This is a genomic window from Ruegeria sp. BB10 (assembly GCF_056535725.1).
Genome location: NZ_JBQFIW010000001.1, coordinates 2,235,853 through 2,257,188, shown reverse-complemented (window position 1 = coordinate 2,257,188; position 21,336 = coordinate 2,235,853). Strand labels below are relative to the sequence as shown.

Below are 21,336 nucleotides of genomic sequence, written 5' to 3'. Positions count from 1 at the left end.
TTTTAAGATCATCACATTATCCCGCTAGCCTAATAATTAGACGTTCCTTCCCAAGGCAGCATCCAACCAAGCCTGAATGCCTTGAAAATTCTGATTTATGCGTGAAACTTAAAGCATGAGTGAGTATTTTGATGAAATGTTCAACGGCGATGGATCACACAGAGGTCCATACGAAGAGATCGGCCGCTGGTTCAATGCTGAAGACGCATCACGACTGAGGGCGAAACAGCGCGAAGCCGAAGAAGTCTTTAGACTGACAGGCATCACTTTTAATGTATACGGCAAGGCCGAGGCCGAGGAACGTCTGATACCGTTTGATATCGTACCACGAGTTATTTCAGCGCGGGAATGGCAGCGGCTGGAGCGCGGTATCGAACAGCGGGTGCGGGCAATCAACGCATTCCTACATGACATTTACCACCGTCAAGAAATTGTCCGGGCTGGTCGTGTGCCGGCAGAGATGATTGCCGGAAACGAGGCCTTCCTGCCGCAGATGCTTGGTGTCTCACCGCCCGGTCAGGTCTATACGCACATTGTCGGCGTCGATCTGGTGCGAACCGGACCAGACGAGTTTTTCGTTCTGGAAGACAATGCTCGTACGCCATCCGGGGTCAGCTATATGTTGGAGAACCGGGAAACGATGCTAAAGATGTTCCCGAACTTTTAGCGCAACCAATGTTCGGAATGTTTCAGACTACCCCCGTAATCTGAGACGGTCTCTTGCTGCCTGCGCACCAGCTTGCGCGGACGGAGAACCCACTGTCGCGGTATTGACCCCAGGCATCTACAACTCGGCTTATTACGAGCACGCGTTTCTAGCTGATCAGATGGCTGTGGAATTGGTCGAAGGCCACGACCTACGGGTTGTGGACGGGCGTGTCTGCATGCGCACCACCAGAGGCTATAAACCCATCGACGTTCTCTATCGCAGAGTGGATGACGACTTCTTGGATCCGCTGAATTTTAACCCCGACAGCGCATTGGGCGTGCCGGGTATTCTGGACGTCTATCGCGCTGGCGGCATCACGATCGCAAACGCGCCGGGAACGGGTATTGCTGATGATAAGGCGATCTATTCCTACATGCCTGAAATCGTTGAGTTCTACACTGGTGAAAAGCCCCTGCTTCAAAATGTTCCCACTTGGCGTTGCAGCGATCCCCAGTCTCTGTCCTACGTTCTCGACAATCTTTCCGACCTTGTTGTGAAAGAAGTGCACGGGTCTGGCGGTTACGGGATGTTGATCGGCCCGACTGCCAGCAAGAAAGAGATTTCAGCTTTCCGCGACAAGCTCAAATCGCGGCCAGCTAACTATATTGCTCAGCCGACACTGTCGCTTTCAACGGTTCCGATCTTTGCGCGCTCGGGACTTGCGCCCAGACATGTTGACTTAAGGCCGTTCGTTTTGGTGTCACCCGAAGGGATCAAGATCACGCCCGGCGGTTTGACCCGCGTGGCGCTTAAGAAGGGATCTCTCGTCGTGAACTCAAGCCAGGGTGGCGGGACAAAAGACACCTGGGTTCTGGAGGACTGACCATGCTGGGAAAAACTGCAGGTGGGTTGTTTTGGATGTCCCGGTACCTTGAGAGGGCGGAAAACACGGCCAGGCTGCTTGAAACAGGTCAGCGGATGGCGTTGACCCGTACTAAGAACTCCGCCGAGGAATGGGGCTCTGTTCTGAAAACGGCCGGTGTTCTGGATGCGTACTACGCCAAATACGATGATGTTTCAAAAGACAACGCAGTGGATTGGGTGCTGCGCGATGCAGACAATCCATCCTCGATCAAGTCAGTCATCAAACAGGCACGAGACAACGCACGCCTTGTTCGAACCGCGCTGACCCATGACGTCTGGAGTGCAGTAAACTCCACTTGGATGCAGATCGATGAGATCATGAAGCGCCGTGTGAATGAGCGTGAATTGCCTGCGACGCTGGAACTCATTCGCCAACAGGCGGCTTTGGTTCGTGGTGCCACATTGGGAACCATGCTGCGCAATGACATTTTCGACTTCACCCGTATTGGTACGTTTGTCGAGCGGGCCGACAATACCGGGCGCATTCTGGACGTTAAGTACTATGTTCTTTTGCCCACGGCCTTTTCAGTGGGCTCATCACTGGACAATATACAATGGGAGAGCATCCTCCGCTCTGTTGGTGCGGGTGGCGGGTATCGAATGACCCATGGAGAGAAAACACGGCCGTCTGATATTGCCCAGTTTCTGATCTTGATCAGCGCATGCCTCGCAGCCTGCACTTTGCTGCAGAAAAATTCAGGAGAACCTGTCATACCTGCAGAAAGACTATGGCTTTGCTGGGCCTTCGTGCGAGGCGTCTAAAGTTCTCTACGAGAAATACCGGATCAGAAAATCTCCGATATTTTCGAGTTCGGACTGCATGAGTACATTCAGGATTTTCTGACAGATCTCGGCAACTTAAGCCGTCAGATAGAAATCGACTATCGGTTTTACGAGTAGCCAATGAAATTGCACATTCGACATGAGACACGATACAACTACGACGCGCCAGTTCCCTTCGGGTTGCAGCAGCTGAGGAAGACACCAAAGTCATTCCGCAATCAGAACATTGTAAGTTGGAGCACCCAAATCACCGGTGGGCGCAAAGAACTGACTTTTGAAGACTATCACCGCAACACCGTGGAATTGATCAGTTTTGAAGCAAATACCGGGAATCTCGTTGATTTCTGAAGGCGTAGTTAAGGTGGAAGACACATGGCGTCTTGGGCCATCACGAAGGGTCGACGCCGTTGTGGTTATTCAAAGGAGCACATCTCAAACAACGCCGGGGAAGGGGTTGCCGATGTGGTAGAGGCGTTACCCAAAGGCGAGCCGCTGGAAAAGATGCATGCCCTATCCGAAAGAATTCGCACTCTGGTCGCGTACGAGGTTGGAAGTTCGCACCCGGGGTGGAGCGCAGAAGACGCTCTCAGCGCCGGGTGTGGCGTGTGTCAGGACCACGCTCATATCTTCATTACCTGCGCACGGAAAATCGGAATGCCAGCACGCTATGTATCGGGTTACCTGATGATGAACGAAACAGAACTGCAGGACGCGACCCATGCCTGGGCCGAAGTGCATTTGGACGGGCTCGGGTGGGTCGGTTTCGACGTTTCAAACGGGATTTCACCCGACGATCGATACGTACGCGTCGCGACCGGTCTGGACTATTCCCAAGCTGCACCAGTAATAGGGAACAGAACTGGGGCAGCGGGTGAGCAATTGACAGTGCAGTTGCAGGTCGCACAGCAGTAACGGAGAATTTGATGACCTATGCTGTGGGTATGCGGCTGAATCGTGGGCTGGTGTTTATGTCCGACACGCGCACGAATGCAGGCGTCGATAATATTTCGACGTTCAACAAAATGTTTAATTGGACAGTCGAAGGTGATCGTTCGATCACGATCCTAGCGGCAGGAAATCTGGCAACTACTCAGGCCACAATCAGCCTTTTGGAAGAGCGTACGAAAGCGCCCGCAGATCGTTCGCCATCGATTTTAGAAGCGCCGACCATGTTTCAAGTAGCGCAACTGGTCGCGGCTACACTGAATGACGTCATCGAGGAACATGCCCGTTCCGGTCAGCAAGCAGACAGCGCCTTTCATGCGACACTCATTCTTGAGGCCAGATCAAAGGTGGCCCGTCTCGCTTGTTTCTGATCTACCCCGAAGGTAACTTTATCGAAGCCGGAGACGACACCCCGTTCTTTCAGATCGGTGAGACAAAATATGGTCGCCCAATTCTGGTGCGAGCCTTCGATCCGGATATGAGTTTTCCGGAAACCGTAAAACTCTTGCTTGTAAGTTTTGACTCCACGATTAAGGCCAATCTGTCTGTCGGGGCTCCGCTTGACCTGCTTCTCTACGATGAAGACAGCCTTGACGGCGGTACTCGGTCAAGATTCGAAGCTGACGACCAGTACTTTCGCAGTGTCTCCGATGGATGGGGTGACGCGTTGAAATCGGCCTTGGCCAAACTTCCAGAATACAGATCGGGGCGAAAATCAAACGATTGAGTGTCCGCTTTCCCGCAAAGCAGACATCCGCTCCGATTTGGCGAACGAACGCTAAGCAGTCATTGGAAGTCTTAGATACCCGATACATGCAGCTGCAATCTGGGTCCCAATTTCGTCTATTTTACAGCCTGTGCTACCCTGTTGCATTTATCGTATGCAATTGGGGGCTGAATATATGTGGAACATGGAACAGTTTGTAGCGGACTGCCGGACCGCAGTAGATCAGGACGCGTCTCACAAATCGGTGGCTGAGGTGGTGGACCGGGCGATGCGCGATCCCGCTGGCGTGACGCAAGCCTTGGGAGAGCCGACCGAAAGCGGTATCTTTCCCATTTACAAGTCAGGTGATCTGACAATCGTCAACGTCGTATGGAAGCCGGGAATGACCATAATGCCCCACAATCACGAAATGTGGGCCGTGATCGGTATTTATGGTGGCCGAGAAGATAACATCTTTTGGCGGCGCGTAGCAGATGACCCTAACGGACGCATCGAAGCGGCGGGGGCTCGAGCGTTGTCGACGGGTGAATATGCTCCGCTTGGTAAGGACCTCATTCACTCGGTTACAAACCCTATCCCCAAGTTGACCGGAGCAATCCACGTATACGGCGGGGACTTTTTGAAGCTGAGCGAAGCGAATGGGATCCTGAAAACCTGACGGAACATGCCTATGACATGTCGAAGGTTCGCGCGTTATTCGAGGACTAGTTTGCAGTTTGACAATCTACGCTGGCAATGCCTGAGGCATGTTCCGTCTATACGGCAGGCTTCGCTGATTGCCGATTACTATCTCGTTGAATTGACACGGGGTGATGATCTCGGATTATGGACAGATGAGCAAATTACAACGCCCCCGAAGCCTCGGCCACGCCCATTTCTTCCTAATCGGACCGCTACGAGCAAATGGTCTATCGCCGTTGTGGGCAGTCTGGCATAAAGCTACCCGCGATAAGCCTTGGGCTATGGCACAACTTTGGTGGAGATACCCCGCACCAGACAAAGCGCGATCTCTGCCGCACTGCTTTTGACTTGGGTATAACGCACTTTGATTTAGCAAATAACTATGGCCCGCCGCCGGGATCGGCGGAAGAAGCATTCGGTGAAATTTTAAAAACTGATTTCGCAGGCTATCGGGACGAACTCATCATATCTACCAAGGCAGGGTATGATATGTGGCCGGGGCCCTATGGGGAGTGGGGATCACGAAAGTATCTTGTGGCCTCTTGTGATCAGTCGCTCAAGCGGATGGGGTTAGAATACGCAGATATCTTTTATTCCCACCGTTACGATCCAGATACCCCTCTGGAAGAAACTATGGGGCCTTAGACTATATAGTGCGCTCTGGGCGCGCACTTTATGTCGGAATTTCAAGCTACAACTCGCGACGAACGCGCGAAGCGCTGGCCATCTTGAAAGACCTTGGCACGCCGTGCCTGATTCATCAGCCGTCGTATAACCTACTCAACCGTTGGGTTGAGCGGGACGGGCTGTTGGATACGCTTGACGAATTGAACGTGGGATCGATTGCGTTCACGCCACTTGCCCAGGGAATTTTGACATCGAAGTATCTGAACGGCATTCCCGAAGACAGTCGTGCGACCCAAGGCAAGTCTCTATTGGATGGCATGATCAACGAACGTTCATTGACGAGTGTCAGGGCTCTAAACGATATAGCGGCGTCACGCGGTCAATCATTAGCTCAGATGGCGCTTGCTTGGGTGCTGAGAGGTGACCGGATTACGACAGCCGTTATTGGCGCTTCGCGTCCTGAGCAGATCGTGGATTGCGTAGGTGCGGTCCAGAATTTGGAATTTACCGAAGCGGAACTCGCTAAGATTGACGAGGTAAGCTCGGAAGGAAATCAATCTCTGGGCACGATCCTCGGAAATTGAGTAAGATTGTTGACCACTGATTTTTGGTGCTAGCAGGTTCTTCTGCTTAATCGCATGGCGTTTCTGCTTTGGGCTCGAAGCGGACCTTGGCCCGATTTCGTCGAAAGGCTGCTCTGCGTTTCCAAGCGGACGTATTTAGCGGTATGAACCCTCAACTTGGCTTAGTTAGTTTCACCGGCCCTCAGGCGGGGTGTGGTATTATATGTGGTATAATTTTTCATGATAATATTTATTGATTTATTAACAGGTAATTATCCACAATATATTGTTCCTCCTCGGTCCGCCATTGGTTTTCTGTTGAACGTCACACGAACCTGACCCAACCGTCACAGTTGGACCAGAAAAGCAGTGAACGTTCGACATCAGAAGGCGCCCCCAACGTTGGACATCAGTTGAATTTGATCTTTGAGTCATCAACTAACACGCCGCCCCCATTTTATACTCCCGCAGACAGTTTGGTTTGATCTGACTTCCCTTTCGGAAAATCAGAGCTGATTTGTAGGTCAGACAGCGAAGCTGCCTGTTCCTGCTAATCTGCCACGTGGCGAACGCGGGAGGGGGCGAGGCAATGCTATTCGACAGGGGTGGTGCGGCCCGCAGGCACAGCCGAGGACACGGCCCTGTCTAATAGGGTTGCCCGAGGGGGAGGGCCGCGCCCTCACCCTGACGGCCAGGGGCGTTTGGCTTGTCCAAATCCCGTTGTCTCACAAAACAAAAGCAAGAGCGCAGTTCGCTATGCCGCCGTTGGGAACGTTTACCTCAACACTCAATGGTCGGCAAAGGTTTGATATAACTGTTCTTAGTTCAGAGCGTCGTTAGAGGCTTTGAGCCCTTACCAGGCCTTCTCCCATTCCAATAACTTTGCTCATGCAGCAAGCCACGAACCGCAATATGCGGATAGTCTGAGTGGCTTAGTTAGAGGCAGAGAAGCGGGACGGAGCGGGCCTTCGTCAAATTTGCGCCAAGGTCTGCTTGTGGTGCTTCTAAACTACCGAAGGACTGCTTTCTGTCCCCGGCAAGCTGTTGGTTTTGGAGCTCCAAAAGACACCAAACAAATGAAAGAAAAGAAATCGATTTGATATTTTTGGACCTTACTTTACAAAATCAGCCATGGCGAAATCAATTGATCAAACGTTAGGCATCGTTGTTTTGGTGAGCCCGCATTTCAACGTTTCGGCAACGACATCTTTCATCGATCCTTTTAGAACTGCGAATTACCTGTCAGGATTGGTGCGGTTTTCCTGGACCTATGTTTCGGAGGTTGGTGGTCACATCGAATCCAGCAGCGGCCTGGTGGTTGATACTGCTCCTTTGGCAAACGTGGTCAGGGGCAAGCCTTGGCTCGTTCTCGTAAGTACAAGCTGGACGCCTGAACGCCACGGGACACGCCAGTTCAAGGCGGCTCTTCAAAAATGGGATGCAGGCGGTGCAATAGTTGGTGGGTTGGATACGGGTGCAATTGTGCTCGCGCAGGCTGGATTGCTAAAGGGCAAAACTGCGACGGTCCATTATGAGCACATCGATGCCTTCGCCGAAATTGCACCGGACACGACGGTATCTGAGAACATGTTTGTAACAGATGGCAAGATCTTCACATGTTGTGGAGGATCAGCGGCAACCGACCTTGGCTTGAGATTTGTCCATTCCGTCGCTGGCGAAAGCATCGCAAACGCCTCAGCGCGGTATCTGTTTCACCATGATGTGCGTGGGGAAGGTCAGTCACAAAACCCCAAGGATGTGGAGCCGCTTGGGTATGTCACATCTGGCGTTGTCCGAGATGCGATCGACCTTATGGAAGCGCATTTGGAGACCACGTTGTCAATTCCCGCTATATCTCAACAGTTAGGCGTTTCACAGCGGCAACTGGGCCGATTGTTCCGGCAGTATGTTCAAAAGTCACCCGTCGAATACTACCGAGATATCCGCCTTGATCGAGCGCGTGGCCTCGTCACGCAAACCGAGCTAAAATTCAGCGAGATTGCAGAGGCGTCGGGGTTCAACGGTCAAGTGCATTTCAGCCGCGCTTACCGCAACCGGTTCGGCCTGACGCCCACTGCTGATCGCATTGAAGGTCGTGTGCCGTTCGAGTTTCGCGCCTGGCCAATGTTCAAGCCTGACATTAGGTCCGAAGGTGTCTCGTAGCCTTCTGCATAGCTGTGAGCATCTCATCACGCTGCGCTGAGAGTTCCTCGGTGCTTTGCCCGTGTGCATGCGCTGTCATTTCATCGACCAGTTTTCTGATCACATCATCGTCTAAGCGTGGATCACCCAGATCGTCCCACCAGCTGTTGAACGTGTCTTTGAAGTGGTCACAAAAAGCCTGCAAACCGCCTGCGCCCGCGCCCAAGTGAAAAAGAGTGGTTGGTCCCATTGCGGCCCAACGCAATCCCGGTCCGGCCCACATCGCTTTGTCTATGTCTTTGACGCTGGCAACACCTTCAACGGCCATATGAACGGCCTCTCGCCAAACTGCGGCCTGCAACCGGTTGGCTACATGCCCCGGCATGCCTTTCTTGATGCGGATCGTGACTTTCCCGATGTCATTGTAGAACGCTTCTGTGCGGTCCAGAATGTCTGATCCGGTGGCTTTATTCGCTGTCAGTTCCACCAGCGGGATCAGATGCGGCGGGTTGAAGGGGTGGCCAAGAATAAGCGGCGCGGGATCGCGCCACCCTTCTTGGAGCGCTTCGAGCGTCAGACCCGATGTCGAGCTTGAGACAATTGCGTCAGCAGCCAGCGCGGCCTCAATCTCCGCATAGATTGCATGCTTGATGGGCAACCGCTCAGGCGCGTTTTCCTGAACGAATTGCGCCTCTGTGACGGCCTCGGCAGCGGTCGCCACAAAGGTGATGGCGTCAGGTGTCGCGCGCTCAGTTAGGCCTAGGTCTTCCAGCGCAGGCCATGCGTTTTCAACGTAGGATCGCACGGTGTTCTCAGCGTTTTCGTCAGGATCAAAGACAGTTACGTTCCGGCCCGAGGCGAGGAACAATGCGGCCCAGCTTGCCCCGATCACACCGGCTCCAAGAATGGCGGTTCTTTCAATCTGAGACATCAGAACAACCCCGGATTAAGAGGAGAGGCCGCTGTCATGCCACCGTCAACAGTAAACAATTGGCCCGTTGCAAACGATGCATCGTCAGAGGCCAACCACAAAGCCATTGCTGCTATGTCAGCAGGTTTGCCAAAGCGTTTGACCGCGTGCCGCGCCAATGCGTCGGTCTTCGCATTCTGAGGGTCTTGGGCAAGCTCAAACCCTGCATCCAGCATGCCGGTTTCAATCCAGCCAGGACAGATCGCATTGCAGCGAATTGCCGGTCCGTGATCCACCGCGATGGACCTGGTGAGCCCGTGCACAAAAGACTTTGACGCATTATAGAGTGCCATCGACGGGTCCGCGACATTGCCCGAGATCGACCCGATGTTGATAATGGAGCCACCCTCCTGCATTTGCGGAATGAGTGCCCGGCAGACATTGAAAACGCCCTTTGCATTCGCTCCCATAACCAAATCCCAATCGGCATCAGTGCTGTCCACAACAGTCTTTTCAACCTGGACGCCGGCGTTGTTTACGATGACGTCCAATACACCCAGCTTTTGCGCAGCTTCGCCAACGGCGGCGGCATCTGACACATCCAAAGATATCCAATCAGTACTCAAACCATCCGGCTTTGGTCCCCGACCACAGGTGATAACGTCCGCACCCTCGGCCATGAAGGCCTCTACGATAGCGCGCCCAATGCCCTGCCTGCCGCCTGTAACGAAAGCGCGTTTGCCAGCCAACCGCATCAGTGCGCGACCATCACATGGCGCACGGCGGTATAAGCGTCCAAGGCGTAGACCGACATATCACAACCAGTGCCAGAGCTCTTCATTGCGGCCCAAGGCATTTCAGGCGTGGCAACACCATGCGTGTTCACCCACGTAAAGCCATAGCGCAACTTCGAAGACATCCGCATCGCGCGACCGGTATTGTTGGTCCAGACGGATGAGGCCAAACCAAACGGGCCTGCATTTGCCACCTTGAGCGCCTCTTCTTCGTCGCCAAACCGCGAGATGGTCACGACAGGACCGAAGATCTCGTTGCAGAATACCTCGGCATCATGCGCCACATTGATCAGCACGGTGGGTTCATAAAAGAAACCTGGTCCGTCGATCATGTTGCCTCCCAATACAACGTCGCAGTTATCGCGCGCTCGGTCGACAAACCCCGCTACAGCGTTGCGTTGCGCGGCCGAGATGATCGGCCCCATTTCGGTGCCTTCGGCCTTTTGAGCCCCAACTTTGATCTGGCTGACCTGATCAACAACGGCGGCGACGACCTTGTCATAGACCTCATCAGCGACAAGCAAACGGCAGGGCTGTGCACAGTCCTGACCGGCGTTGAAGAACGAACCATAGCGCACAGTTTCGGCAACCGCCTCGATATCAGCATCGTCAAAAACAATGACCGGGGCTTTCCCGCCCAGTTCCAGATGCACATGGCGGATTTGACGAGAGGCTGCAGCCATCGCGGCAGAACCCGTCGCGTTGGAACCCGTGATCGAGATCGCCTCGGTCCGTGGATCGTTGATCATCTGCTCGCCAATCTCACGACCGGGGCCGTGCAGCACGTTTACCACCCCTTTGGGCGCAACACCTGCGATCAGCTCGGCGGCTTTCAGCGTGGAAAGCGGCGTCAGCTGCGAGGGCTTCAGCGTGACCGGGCAGCCAGCTGCCAATGGCGCTGCCAGTTTCCAAGCCGCCATCATCAGCGGATAGTTCCATGGCGCAATCGCGGCTACGGGGCCAACCGGATCTTTGCGGATCATGCTGGTATGACCGGCCACATATTCGCCCGCAGCAACGGCAGACATCGTGCGCGCCGCACCGGCAAAGAACTTGAATGTGTCCAGCGTCAACGGCATTTCGTCATCCAAAGCCGAAGGCCAGGGTTTACCGGCATCCAAGCTTTCCAGCTCCGCCAGTTCCTCGACATGCTCTTCCAAGACAGTTGCGATATTGGTCAAAAGCTCAGAACGTTCTGCAGGGCTGGTCTGGCCAAATGTCTCAAAGGCTTCGTGGGCCCCTGCGGCCGCAGCGCTTGCCTGTTCGGACGTCGCGGAATTGATCTTGCAAATCTCTTCGCCCGTGGCTGGGTTCACGACAAAGATCGGCGCGCCGCCCCCTTCAACCATTTCGCCATTGATTAACATCTTTGTCTGCATGTGGTCCTCTCTAAAACCCAACCCGATCGCCGCCTTTTAGTGCGAGGCGTTCGCGTGCCTCTGCCGGTGTCGCAACTGAAAGGCCCAGATTTTCGATGATTGTGCGAATGCGGCTCACTTGCTCGGCATTCGATGTGGCAAGCTCTCCCTTGCCGATAAAGAGACTGTCTTCGAGCCCGACACGCAGATTGCCACCGCGCATTGCGCTTTGTGTAGCGAAAGGCATTTGGTGTCGTCCTGCTGCCAGTACAGACCATTCATAGTTTTCAGCGCCAAAAAGTTTGTCCGCCGTATTGTGCATATGGGTCAGATGGTCAGGGTCAGCGCCAACGCCTCCTAAAATGCCAAAGACCATCTGGATGAAGAACGGCGGTTTGATAAGCCCTTGATCCACGAACCATTTGACGTTGTAGAGATGGCCCAGATCGTAGCATTCAAACTCAAACTTGGTGCCATGATCACCCCCCAGTTTCTCAATCGCATATCGAATGGTCTTGAACGTGTTGGGAAAAATGAAGTCTTCCGTCATCTCAAGGAATGGACGTTCCCAATCGTGCTGAAATTCCGTGTATTTCTGAAGCATCGGGAAGATGCCAAAGTTCATGCTGCCCATATTGAGCGAGGCCATTTCCGGGCTCGTCGAAGTCGCGGCCAACAGACGTTCGTCCATCGACATGCCCAATCCGCCGCCGGTTGAGACATTCACCACCGCGTCAGTGGATTGTTTGATCACAGGCAGAAATTGCTGAAACAATTCAGGTCTGGGATCTGGCTTGCCGGTCTCGGGATGTCGCGCGTGCAGATGGATGATAGACGCGCCAGCCTCTGCCGCTTCAATGCTTGCTGTTGCAATTTCGGCAGGTGTGATCGGCAGGTGGGGCGACATTGACGGCGTGTGAATGCCGCCCGTTGGCGCACAAGTGATGATGACTGACTTGGGCATTACAATTTCATCTGTTGCACTTGCGCAGACAGCCCCCCGTCCAAAACCCAAAGCTGGCCAGAGGCATAGCGCGCCTCGTCGCTGGCCAGCCAATTGACCAGATTGGCAATGTCCGTTGGCGTTCCGTAGGTACGCATCGGGTGCACGTCCCGGACAGCTTTTTGAAGTGTTTCGATGTTGCCCCCCCCGCCGCCAGATCCGTCGCCGTTGAAGAAACTCTGCAGCATAGGAGTATCAATATAGCCGGGGCAGATCGCATTGACGCGGATACCCTCAGGGCCATGGTCGCAGGCCATTGCACGGGTTAGCGCATGCACCGCCCCCTTGGTTGCACAATAAGCGGCAAGGCCGGGGTCAGCGATGAACCCATCGTAAGACCCAAAGTTGATCAAGCTAGCGCTGTTGCCAGATTTCGCGGCTTCGCGCATCAATGGAATGGCGTATTTTGAGGTTAGAAAAGTACCCGTGGAATTCACCGCAAAGCTTTGGTTCCATTCCTCCAGCGTGGTGTTTTCGACCGTCTTTTCAATCTCGATCCCTGCCGCGTTCACCAAGACGTCAAGCTTGCCATGAGCGTTGCGGACCTGATCCATCGCGGCGATTGCGTCCGCCTCCTGTGTTACGTCGAGCTTTAAAAAGTGGCTGCCGTCATCGTCATGCCTGTCCAGTGACCCTTCGAGCGTCAGGTCTGCGGCGTAAACTGTCGCACCTTCTTTGACGAAACGCGCCACAATCGCACGTCCGATTCCACCCCTTGCCCCTGTAACGAGGGCAATTTTTCCGTTCAGCATCATTGGTCTTGGTCCTTCAAAGGGGGATAACGGTAACGCTTGGCCGCAATGGTCCAATCCATATCGTTACGCACATATTGCTTGCTCGCGTCGGATGGTGGGTTGTAGTCCCAAGGCACACTTGCGCCTGCTTCCATCGCGGCATGCAGCGCGCGGCGGGATTTTTGGGTTGCAATGATCTTTGTACGCAATGCCTTGCCATCCCACCGCGCGGCAACTTCATCAGCAAAGGCTTGAGCAGCCTCATTGTAACTGAGGTCGGAGGCCAGATTTCTTGTCTCCAACGGATCAACGCTCAGATCATACAGCTGTGGTGGATCGCTATCGCAGTGGATGTATTTCAATGAACCACGCCGGATCATGATGACGGGAAAGCCCGTCATTTCAGCGCAATACTCGCCGATTGCCTCATCAACGGGGTCGTCCTCGCCCCGCGCCAAGGGCATAAGGCTTCGGCCATCTATAGGTTCGCCGATCATGCTTTCACTACCGCCAGCGATCTCAATAAACGTTGGCAACATATCCACGAGCGACACAGCGTTTCGCGCTGTCCCAACCGCCACGCCAGGTCCCGCCATGACCAACGGCACGCGGGCCGAATGTTCAAAGAAATTCATCTTGTACCACAGCCCACGTTCGCCCAGCATGTCGCCGTGATCTGCCGTGACGATCACGATTGTATTGTCCAGCTCTCCAATCTCTTCGAGCGTTTGAACCAGTTCGCCGATCTTGCTGTCAAAGTAGCTGACATTCGCCAGATATGCGCGGCGCGCGCGGCGCACCTCTTCCTCTGTCAGCGGCACATAGGACGCTTCGATCCCATCCATCAGGCGGCGCGAGAATGGGTCCTGATCATCCAAAGCAGGCGTAAAGGCCGGCATGTCGATGTCGTCGTCTGAATAGAGGTTCCACCATTCGGGGCGGGCGACATATGGATCATGCGGATGTATGAAGCTGGCAACCATCGCAAAGGGCGCATCATGCCCTAGCGCTTTGTCACGTGCCGCATCGAAAAGCCACCGTTTGGCGGCAAAGCCAACCTCATCATCGTAATCAATCTGGAACGTCGCATGCGCCAGACCGCTTTCCTTGACGGTCTGCATGTTATGATACCACTTATCGATCCGCTCATCGGGGGCTTCCCAGTCGGGCGTCCATGCAAAGTCCGACGGGTAAATATCGGTCGTCACGCGGTCTTCGAACCCGTGCATCTGATCAGGGCCGACAAAGTGCATCTTACCTGACAGGCACGTGCGATAGCCCAGCGACTTTAGGTAATGCGCGAAGGTAGGAACAGACGCCTTGAATTCTGATGCATTGTCAAAGGCCGCGATACGGGAGATGTGTTGGCCCGACATAAAGGCGAACCGCGACGGCGCGCAAAGCGGCGAATTGCAATAGGCCGCATCAAAGCGCATCCCGCGCGCCGCTAGCGCATCAAGATGCGGGGTCTTGGCAACGCTATGCCCGTAAGCCCTCGTGAAATGTGGGGCCAACTGATCCGCCATGATCACAAGGATATTTGCCCGCGTCACGTTGCACCCTTGGCGTAGGCATCCAGAACCAGCCCATGAAAGTGATGCACCGCATGCTCAGATTTGCCCGACCCATCCGGGTCATTGACGATCCTGCCTTGAGTGAAAGCAGGTGTGCTCATACCGCGCTGCACAGATTCGACAAGACTGATGTCTTCAACCTGCAGCACCTCATCCAAATAGCGAATGGCATCCAGCTCCATCGCGTCGGGCTCAGGCGTTTCGAGGAAAAAGTCATAGGTCTCCAACGTCCGGTCCGGCCCGACAGGGATGATGTTGAGCACGATCATGCTGGACCGACCCGGATACCGCATCAGACAAGTTGTCGGATAAAGCCACCAAACCGCATGGGTTTTGACCGTAGCGTTCGACACGTCATATGCGGCATTGGGGCTGTTTCCCGCATCGGCCATGTGACTGGAATAAATGCCATAGGTTGTGACCTTGTAAGTATCCATGTCAACAAGATCACAGAAATCCTTATGCGCCGTCGGGCAGTGATAACACTCAAGAAAGTTATCAACGACGTTCTTCCAGTTTGATTTGATGTCATAGGTCAATCGGTGCCCGAAGGTCAGTTGATCCACGTCCGGTGCCCAGTGGCGCACTTCAGTTTCCAGATTGCCTGACTGCTGCGCCAAAGAGGGTGCCTTTGGGTCCAGATTGACGAATACAAATCCGCAAAACTCTTCGACTTGCACCGCGTCGAGGCAAATCTCATCGGTGCGAAAATCTTCTAGGTTCTCGGTGTGGGGCGCGCGGGCCAACTGCCCGTCCAACTTGTAAACCCAAGCATGGTAAGGGCACATGATCCGAGTTGTGTTTCCTTCGCCAGAAAGCAGTTCGTGGGCGCGGTGCTTGCAGACGTTGTAGAAAGCGCGCAACGTGCCCTCCTTGTCGCGCACAACGGCAATAGGCTTCCCTGCAATCTCGATTGTAACGTAGGACCCTGGCTCGCGGGTTTTTTCCACATGACAGACCCACTGCCAAGTCTTGGATATGATGACCTTGAGATCAGCGTCAAACCACTTTTCTTCCGTGTAGGCCTCCGCTCGCAGTGAACTGGAACGCGATGGATCGTGATCATAGCCAAGAGAAATCGTATCAGAATCTGTCATGTGGTTCCTCCAGTGTTGGCATAGAGTATTCCATTTGCGAATCTGAGATATGCATAATTGGTCAGAATTTTGATGTTTTTGGATTGAGCCGGACGGCCGAAATCATAGTCAAGACATTGGTTGCATTTGCGGGTCCAGATTTCACTGGTGACTACGGAGCGGTCATTTGTTCAAAGCGCAGCACCGGTGAGTATGAACTTTATTGAGACCTTAGCCGCAGTGTTGATGAAGGACCGCTATTCAGATTGGGTCAGAAATGCTTGACGTTTGGGTCAGAATTGAATGACGCGATTTACAGAATTATTGAGGTTTTGGCTGTCGATTGAGCCAAATATCAGTGACGTTCCACAATTCCTGTGTCAGGCGACACATAGTTCTGCCACCAGCGACAGAACCTTGCCATTTTCGCCTCACTTCCTTCATCCAGCACCTAGACCGATTTCAATGATCCTGACTTCCTTTTTGGGAAAATCAGGGCTGATTTGCAGATCAGACGCCGAAGGCGCCTGTTCCTGCTGATCTGCCACGTGGCGAACGCGGATGGGGCGAGGCAATGCTATTCGACAATAGTGGTGCGGCCCGCAGGCGCAGCCGAGGACACGGTGTTGTCTAATAGGGTTGCCCGAGGGGGAAGGCAGCGTCTTACCCCTGATGGCCAGGGGCGTTTGGCTTGTCCAAATCCCGCTGGCCGAAAAACAGGTACGGCGGTGCGGGCTACTGAGCTTCAAAACGTATTTCTACACACTTAGACCCGCCTTGGCGATCTCCTGGATCAGGCAGATACCAGACACGCCACCGCCGATGAACCTGCATGATCTCATTAAAGATCAGGACCTGTCACCTAACCTCATTGGGCATATTGACAGGCTTCTGGTGTCAAAAAACAAAACCAAGGAAATGGGCCGCGGACAGCGCATAGCGATAATTGACGATTACATACAAGATCAAATGGCGTGGGCAGTTGTGGTGAAAAGAACAAAGATCGTCACGAACTCATGATCGAGGGTAATAGCTTGCTGAGGCACATCGTTTAGGAATTTGCCAAGGCTTAAGATGCCATTCAGCCGTGCGAGGCGTCCGGTTTGCGCAACAAACCGGACATCAACTCTTACCATGCCAATGTCCGGTTCTTTTAAGTCAGCTTTCAAGCGGTGCATTGTTGATGCGGCTGACATCCTCCATGATATCGAACACATGGTTGGCGGTCACCGTGATCCCAATCGCTTCAAGTCGCTTCAGGTGCATACTCTTGTAACTTTCAAGATATTCGCGGTTCCGAAACAGGTATGTGGACCCATAGTGATTGGTGCCATCTTCGACAGTCCAGATTTTCAGATTACTCCCGGCTCCTCCGCAATACTCTCAGCTAGTTGCTCGGTTCCGGCGAGAAATTCTTCGGTTATTGGACCATCGTAGGTCATATGCAGGTCCCAGATTTTCAGCGTGCTCATATTCAGCTTCCTTTGCGAGGTTGAAGAGGTTCAGCGGTTCTTCCCAAGCTGGACAACGCTCAGGACCGCAAGCAGTGCGAAGAAGATGGGATCAGACCAACCAAACCCGGTGAAGACCCCTGTCAGGCAGGCATAAAGCGTGATGATGACACCGAGCAGATTGGTCCACATCAGTCCCGAAAGAATGGCCAGAGCGGCGTTACTGCCATGTTCAGCATCCCGAAATAAAAAGCTGATGATCCCGATGCCACCCAGAAAGATCGAGTTATGCTGTGACAGGAACACCGCGTATTGGTCGTTCAACTGCAGGCCGTAGTTCGGCCAGAGGATGGCCGGGGCAAAGAACAGCGCGAGCGCGAAAAACATGTAGATCACGCCATGCGCGGTCAGGAAGGTTTTGTTTGTCATGTCAGGTCTTTCTAAGGTTGAGGCAGCTTTTTCGGAGCTGGTTGAGTGTCTTAACCGTCTGGCGCTTATCCTGCGCGCTGAGATCTCCAAATATCTGGTCCAGAGCATGATTGTGGATTGGTAAGAACTCGGCCACTTTTTGTTGTCCGGCTGCAGTTAGGCGCAGAACGCGCGCCCGTCTGTCAGTTTCATCGACGCTCTTTTCCACCCATCCGGCTTGGATCAGGTTTTGACGACATCCAGATTACCAGAGGTAGATAGGGTCAGTCGCATCAAATCATTGATCGACAACGGACCCTTGTTGCTTAGCGTTTCAAGTGCATCCCATTGCGGCGCAGTAAGCCCCGCCGAACGAAACGCTGGTACCATGGCGCGCATGAACAATTGCTGACTTCGAAGCAGGGCCAGCACCAGGGCCTGGTTCTCTCGGGTTTGATTATAGTGTCTCATATCGCGCACATATCCCTAGTTAGGGATAAATTCAAGTGTGCCCCATAGATTTGACCTAAACCGCTCATTCGCTTGATGTACAGCATTGTGTAAACTTGGTTTCATCGCTGACGTTCTCTGCATACGGGATCAATGTCTGCTGCCAGGCAGACTGAAGTGATTGTGCGAGGAAACCGCAGATCGGCCATCACTTAACCAGAGATCGCTTCACATAAAACCGCTTCAAGGATGTTCGCGGTTTGTTATGGTGGTGCAAAGCAACCCTTGGTTGCGGAAGCTTAGCGTTCTCATCCCTGTTTAAACGGCTGCCTGATGTAGCGGGTTCGGATGTTGAATCATAAACTTACGGAATTCGTCTGGTAAGCACAGTAATTAAACTTGCCTTTCAGGTCCCGTGCCGCTGATTCAGGTGATGGAGATAGGCGGCAACAACAGCGAGCTACATAGCCTCCAGCGTATGTGAAAGACCGTTTCGGATGTGATCTACCAACAGCTTCTTAGCGGTGCCCGCGTCTCTGGCCAATGCGGCATCGAACATGCCCTTATGCTCCTTGACGGCCTCTTCGCCGCGATAGGTCAGCACGAGCATCTGATACCGCAAATACTTGTCGTAGATGATCGAGTGCAGAGACAGAAGGTTCTTGGAGTTGCAGGCCGCGATCATCGCTTGGTGAAACTCCCAATCATATCGTTTCCAGGTTTCTTTCTCGGACTCGTCGCCCTTGAGAAGCTGCTGTTCCATCAGGTGCAATTTGTGGTGCGCGGCAACGAGGTTGCCTTCCCAGTCCGTGTCGCCATTCGCAATGGACAACTCCAACGCGTGGCATTCCAGCAGGACACGCAACTCTGATATCTCGGTCAGGTCTTCGCGAGAGACCGGCGTAACCAGGAAGCCTCTTTGTTCGGGAGCTTCGACAAAACCGTCGCTGGCAAGCCTGTTCAGGGTTTCACGAAGTGTCGAAAGGCTTGCCGAATACCGGTCTTTTAAGGCGTCCAGTTTCAGTTTGGAGCCAGGCTGCAATTCTCCAAAGATAATATCTCGCTTTATGCGCTGATAGGTGCTTGCACCTATCGTAGACGGCTGTTTCGCCATGCGTTTCACCCGATATTTTTAGATTCCTCCTTCAAATACCACTTTACAGAGTTATCAGCAATCCAATGTGATGTATGGTAGAAATAAAAATATCATACATTATTGTGGAATCGCAAAAACCCCAATACGGTCGAGTTCAAGTTGGGCAAAGCAGCTCAGTCATAAACATTGGTTTCGGAGTTTCTGAACCCTCTGGAAGGAAGCAAATTGTCAATGAACTTTCGCATTGCCATTGTCGGCATTGGCCTTGTTGGACGCCGCCACGCAGACGCGATACGCGCGTTGCGTCATGTCGATCTTGTTGCGGTTGTTGATCCCAGTGACGAAGGGCGCACCTACGCTGCGGAGCATGGCGTTGCGTGTTACGAGACCCTCGAGGATATGTTTGCAAATCAGACGCCGGACGGAGCTGTGCTCGCGACGCCCACGACGCTTCATGTCGAACAAGGGCTCACATGTGTTCGGCATGGTTGTCCCGTACTCGTCGAAAAACCGATCGCCGTGGAAGCCTCCGCTGCACTGGAGCTTGTCCAAGAAGCGGAGAAGGCCAATGTGCCACTGATGGTCGGACATCATCGTCGGCACAATCCTCTGATCAAGTCAGCGAAGGAAGCCATTGTCGATGGGAAGATTGGAGATGTGCGCGCTGTCCATGCGAATTGCTGGTTTTACAAGCCCGATGAATATTTTGACGCCGCACCCTGGCGTAAGAAACCCGGTGCGGGGCCCATCTCGGTCAATCTTGTCCATGATGTCGATCTTCTGCGGTACCTGGCCGGAGAGGTCGTGACCGTACAGGCGCAGTCGGCTACCTCGCAACGCGGCTATGACAACGAAGATGTCGCCGGAGCGCTATTGACGTTTGAAAGCGGAGCGATTGGGACCATTAGCGTATCCGACAGCATTGTTGCTCCGTGGAGCTGGGAGATGACGTCTCAGGAATATCCAATCTATCCGTCGACCACTGAGAGTAGCTACATGATCGGTGGCTCTCATGGGTCGTTGTCTGTCCCCGATCTAAGACTATGGACCTACCAGGGTGAGGAAAGGGATTGGTGGATTCCAATTTCGTCAACCGCGCTGAAGAAGGGTTCCTCTGACCCACTGGTCAATCAACTTGGGCACTTTGTTGACGTTGCTCGGCACGAAGCAGATCCGATTGTGTCCGGATGGGAAGGCTTCAGAACACTTCAAGTCATTGAAGCCATTCAGAATTCCTGCAGAACTGGCGAGACTGTCAGGATAAGAAACCTTCAGGAAATGCAACAACAGAAATTGCAGGTAATGAAAAATATCTGATATTTTGCAAAAAATCTTGCAAAAAGTCCAAAATAGGTCAAAACTCAGAATCGGAAAAATGCATCATGATGTCTCAGGGAGGAGCAAAGTGATTACCAAACTTACCCGCCGGGCTGCTGTGTCAGCCCTGGTTGCAACCGGTGTTCTGTTTAGCGCAACAAGTGGTGCGCTGGCGGAAGACAAAGTGCAACTTCGCCTCGCAACATCAGGATCGGAGACCGACCAGCGTTCGGTTGCCATGGCCGAGGTTTTCGCGCCCATGGTCGCCGATTTCGCAAATTATGAGCCCAGCTATAACGGCACGATCTTCGCGCAAGGCACTGAGCTGGACGCTATCAGTCGCGGCAATCTGGAGATGTCGATCACCTCGGCGCAGGAGCTGGCACAGTTCTTCCCCGAGTTTTCGATCTTTACCGCAGGCTATGTCCACCAGGACGCCGCGCATCAGGTGGCTGTCTTCAACGATCCCTTGATGGATGCCTTCAAGCAAAAGGCCGAAGAAGAACTGGGCGTCAAACTGCTGTCGGTCATGTATCTGGGCCGTCGTCAGGTGAACCTGCGCCAACCCAAGGATGAACTGACCGTCAGCACTCCGGCTGATCTGGAGGGTGTGAACCTGCGGATGCCGGGCACCGATGCGTGGCAGTTCCTTGGCAAAGCGCTGGGTGCCGCACCGACACCAATGGCCTTCTCCGAGGTTTATACCGCGCTGTCGACCGGTGCCGTTGACGGTCAGGACAACCCATTGCCGACTGTGGTTGATGCCAAGTTCTACGAAGTAACCAATCAGATCGTCCTGACATCGCATCTGGTCGACCTGAACTATATCGCCATCGGCAAAGAGGTTTGGGACGGTTTGACCCCGGAACAACAGGCAAAAGTTCAGGAAGCGGCAGATGCTGCGGCTGAATCGGGACGCCAGAAACAGCTGCAGAAGGAAGAGGACCTCGTCAGCTTCCTCAAGGAGCAGGGCATGGAGGTCTACGAACCCGATCTCGCAGCGTTCCGTGATCAGGTACAGACCATGTATCTGGAAAGCGAATTTGCCGGGTCATGGCCGGATGGCGTTCTCGAGCAGATCAACGCTCTGGGCAACTAAGACCACTTGGACAAGGGAGGGAGAA

21 protein-coding genes and 3 pseudogenes are annotated in these 21,336 nt (G+C 53.6%); 11 read left to right on the top strand and 13 right to left on the bottom strand.

The window, feature by feature from the left end:
- The first annotated feature begins 115 nt into the window (after window positions 1–115).
- The 8 genes and pseudogenes from ACR3EP_RS11610 (at window position 116) to ACR3EP_RS11575 (ending at window position 8,062) form a co-directional block, all read left to right on the top strand.
- Window positions 116–1,532, top strand: a pseudogene (locus ACR3EP_RS11610) (circularly permuted type 2 ATP-grasp protein).
- 2 nt (window positions 1,533–1,534) lie between these two features.
- Window positions 1,535–2,335, top strand: a complete 801-nt coding sequence (locus ACR3EP_RS11605) for an alpha-E domain-containing protein (protein WP_480637935.1) — start codon at window positions 1,535–1,537, stop codon at window positions 2,333–2,335.
- 141 nt (window positions 2,336–2,476) lie between these two features.
- Complete coding sequence (locus ACR3EP_RS11600) at window positions 2,477–2,704, top strand: transglutaminase N-terminal domain-containing protein (protein WP_480637933.1); 228 nt, start codon at window positions 2,477–2,479, stop codon at window positions 2,702–2,704.
- 24 nt (window positions 2,705–2,728) lie between these two features.
- Window positions 2,729–3,268, top strand: a complete 540-nt coding sequence (locus tag ACR3EP_RS11595; RefSeq protein ID WP_480637931.1) for a transglutaminase-like domain-containing protein — start codon at window positions 2,729–2,731, stop codon at window positions 3,266–3,268.
- A gap of 11 nt (window positions 3,269–3,279) precedes the next feature.
- Window positions 3,280–4,028: pseudogene (locus ACR3EP_RS11590) on the top strand (proteasome-type protease).
- Window positions 4,029–4,212: 184 nt separating this feature from the next.
- On the top strand, window positions 4,213–4,686 hold the full coding sequence (locus tag ACR3EP_RS11585) for a cysteine dioxygenase family protein (RefSeq protein WP_480637929.1): 474 nt from the start codon (window positions 4,213–4,215) through the stop codon (window positions 4,684–4,686).
- A gap of 245 nt (window positions 4,687–4,931) precedes the next feature.
- Window positions 4,932–5,924, top strand: a pseudogene (gene mgrA, locus ACR3EP_RS11580) (L-glyceraldehyde 3-phosphate reductase).
- 1,106 nt (window positions 5,925–7,030) lie between these two features.
- Window positions 7,031–8,062: a GlxA family transcriptional regulator gene (locus ACR3EP_RS11575; protein WP_170352067.1), complete on the top strand. Its 1,032-nt coding sequence runs from the start codon at window positions 7,031–7,033 to the stop codon at window positions 8,060–8,062.
- Here ACR3EP_RS11575 and ACR3EP_RS11570 read toward each other — a convergent pair.
- From ACR3EP_RS11570 to ACR3EP_RS11540, 7 genes are read right to left on the bottom strand one after another with little or no spacing between them, the layout of a single operon-like run.
- On the bottom strand, window positions 8,040–8,972 hold the full coding sequence (locus tag ACR3EP_RS11570; protein WP_480637927.1) for a 3-hydroxyacyl-CoA dehydrogenase NAD-binding domain-containing protein: 933 nt from the start codon (window positions 8,970–8,972) through the stop codon (window positions 8,040–8,042). The genes ACR3EP_RS11575 and ACR3EP_RS11570 overlap by 23 nt on opposite strands.
- Window positions 8,972–9,706: an SDR family NAD(P)-dependent oxidoreductase gene (locus ACR3EP_RS11565; protein ID WP_480637926.1), complete on the bottom strand. Its 735-nt coding sequence runs from the start codon at window positions 9,704–9,706 to the stop codon at window positions 8,972–8,974. Before ACR3EP_RS11565 ends, ACR3EP_RS11570 begins: the two co-directional genes overlap by 1 nt.
- On the bottom strand, window positions 9,706–11,124 hold the full coding sequence (locus tag ACR3EP_RS11560; RefSeq protein ID WP_480637924.1) for an aminobutyraldehyde dehydrogenase: 1,419 nt from the start codon (window positions 11,122–11,124) through the stop codon (window positions 9,706–9,708). Before ACR3EP_RS11560 ends, ACR3EP_RS11565 begins: the two co-directional genes overlap by 1 nt.
- Window positions 11,125–11,134: 10 nt before the next feature.
- Entirely contained in the window at window positions 11,135–12,067 is a 933-nt protein-coding gene (gene kce, locus ACR3EP_RS11555; RefSeq protein ID WP_170393431.1) for a 3,5-dioxohexanoate:acetyl-CoA acetone transferase, read from the bottom strand.
- Entirely contained in the window at window positions 12,067–12,858 is a 792-nt protein-coding gene (locus ACR3EP_RS11550) for an SDR family NAD(P)-dependent oxidoreductase (protein WP_480639020.1), read from the bottom strand. The genes kce and ACR3EP_RS11550 overlap by 1 nt, the downstream gene beginning before the upstream one ends.
- Window positions 12,858–14,393, bottom strand: coding sequence for a choline-sulfatase (gene betC / locus ACR3EP_RS11545; RefSeq protein ID WP_480637922.1), 1,536 nt, complete (start codon window positions 14,391–14,393; stop codon window positions 12,858–12,860). Before betC ends, ACR3EP_RS11550 begins: the two co-directional genes overlap by 1 nt.
- Window positions 14,390–15,511 (bottom strand): aromatic ring-hydroxylating oxygenase subunit alpha, encoded by a 1,122-nt coding sequence (locus ACR3EP_RS11540; protein ID WP_480637920.1) that lies wholly within the window; start codon window positions 15,509–15,511, stop codon window positions 14,390–14,392. The genes betC and ACR3EP_RS11540 overlap by 4 nt, the downstream gene beginning before the upstream one ends.
- Before the next feature lie 651 nt (window positions 15,512–16,162).
- Here ACR3EP_RS11540 and ACR3EP_RS11535 point away from each other — a divergent pair.
- Window positions 16,163–16,510, top strand: a complete 348-nt coding sequence (locus ACR3EP_RS11535) for a DNA polymerase beta superfamily protein (RefSeq protein ID WP_480637918.1) — start codon at window positions 16,163–16,165, stop codon at window positions 16,508–16,510.
- Here ACR3EP_RS11535 and ACR3EP_RS11530 read toward each other — a convergent pair.
- From ACR3EP_RS11530 to ACR3EP_RS11505, 6 genes are all read right to left on the bottom strand, one after another.
- Complete coding sequence (locus ACR3EP_RS11530) at window positions 16,456–16,668, bottom strand: hypothetical protein (RefSeq protein ID WP_480639046.1); 213 nt, start codon at window positions 16,666–16,668, stop codon at window positions 16,456–16,458. The two genes, ACR3EP_RS11535 and ACR3EP_RS11530, sit on opposite strands and share 55 nt — an antisense overlap.
- Window positions 16,649–16,795 (bottom strand): YdhR family protein, encoded by a 147-nt coding sequence (locus ACR3EP_RS11525; protein WP_480639019.1) that lies wholly within the window; start codon window positions 16,793–16,795, stop codon window positions 16,649–16,651. Before ACR3EP_RS11525 ends, ACR3EP_RS11530 begins: the two co-directional genes overlap by 20 nt.
- A 47-nt stretch (window positions 16,796–16,842) precedes the next feature.
- On the bottom strand, window positions 16,843–16,962 hold the full coding sequence (locus ACR3EP_RS11520) for a YdhR family protein (RefSeq protein WP_480637917.1): 120 nt from the start codon (window positions 16,960–16,962) through the stop codon (window positions 16,843–16,845).
- A 30-nt stretch (window positions 16,963–16,992) separates the two neighbouring features.
- The gene (locus ACR3EP_RS11515; protein WP_480637915.1) at window positions 16,993–17,370 is read right to left on the bottom strand and encodes a hypothetical protein; all 378 of its coding nucleotides are present in this window, start codon (window positions 17,368–17,370) and stop codon (window positions 16,993–16,995) included.
- Between the two features lie 222 nt (window positions 17,371–17,592).
- On the bottom strand, window positions 17,593–17,820 hold the full coding sequence (locus tag ACR3EP_RS11510; protein WP_480637913.1) for a hypothetical protein: 228 nt from the start codon (window positions 17,818–17,820) through the stop codon (window positions 17,593–17,595).
- Between the two features lie 439 nt (window positions 17,821–18,259).
- Complete coding sequence (locus ACR3EP_RS11505; protein ID WP_170378491.1) at window positions 18,260–18,913, bottom strand: GntR family transcriptional regulator; 654 nt, start codon at window positions 18,911–18,913, stop codon at window positions 18,260–18,262.
- A gap of 213 nt (window positions 18,914–19,126) precedes the next feature.
- Between ACR3EP_RS11505 and ACR3EP_RS11500 the strand changes: the two genes are divergently transcribed.
- Window positions 19,127–20,212 (top strand): Gfo/Idh/MocA family protein, encoded by a 1,086-nt coding sequence (locus ACR3EP_RS11500; protein WP_480637911.1) that lies wholly within the window; start codon window positions 19,127–19,129, stop codon window positions 20,210–20,212.
- An 88-nt stretch (window positions 20,213–20,300) separates the two neighbouring features.
- On the top strand, window positions 20,301–21,311 hold the full coding sequence (locus ACR3EP_RS11495; RefSeq protein WP_480637910.1) for a sialic acid TRAP transporter substrate-binding protein SiaP: 1,011 nt from the start codon (window positions 20,301–20,303) through the stop codon (window positions 21,309–21,311).
- The last annotated feature ends 25 nt before the right edge of the window (window positions 21,312–21,336 follow it).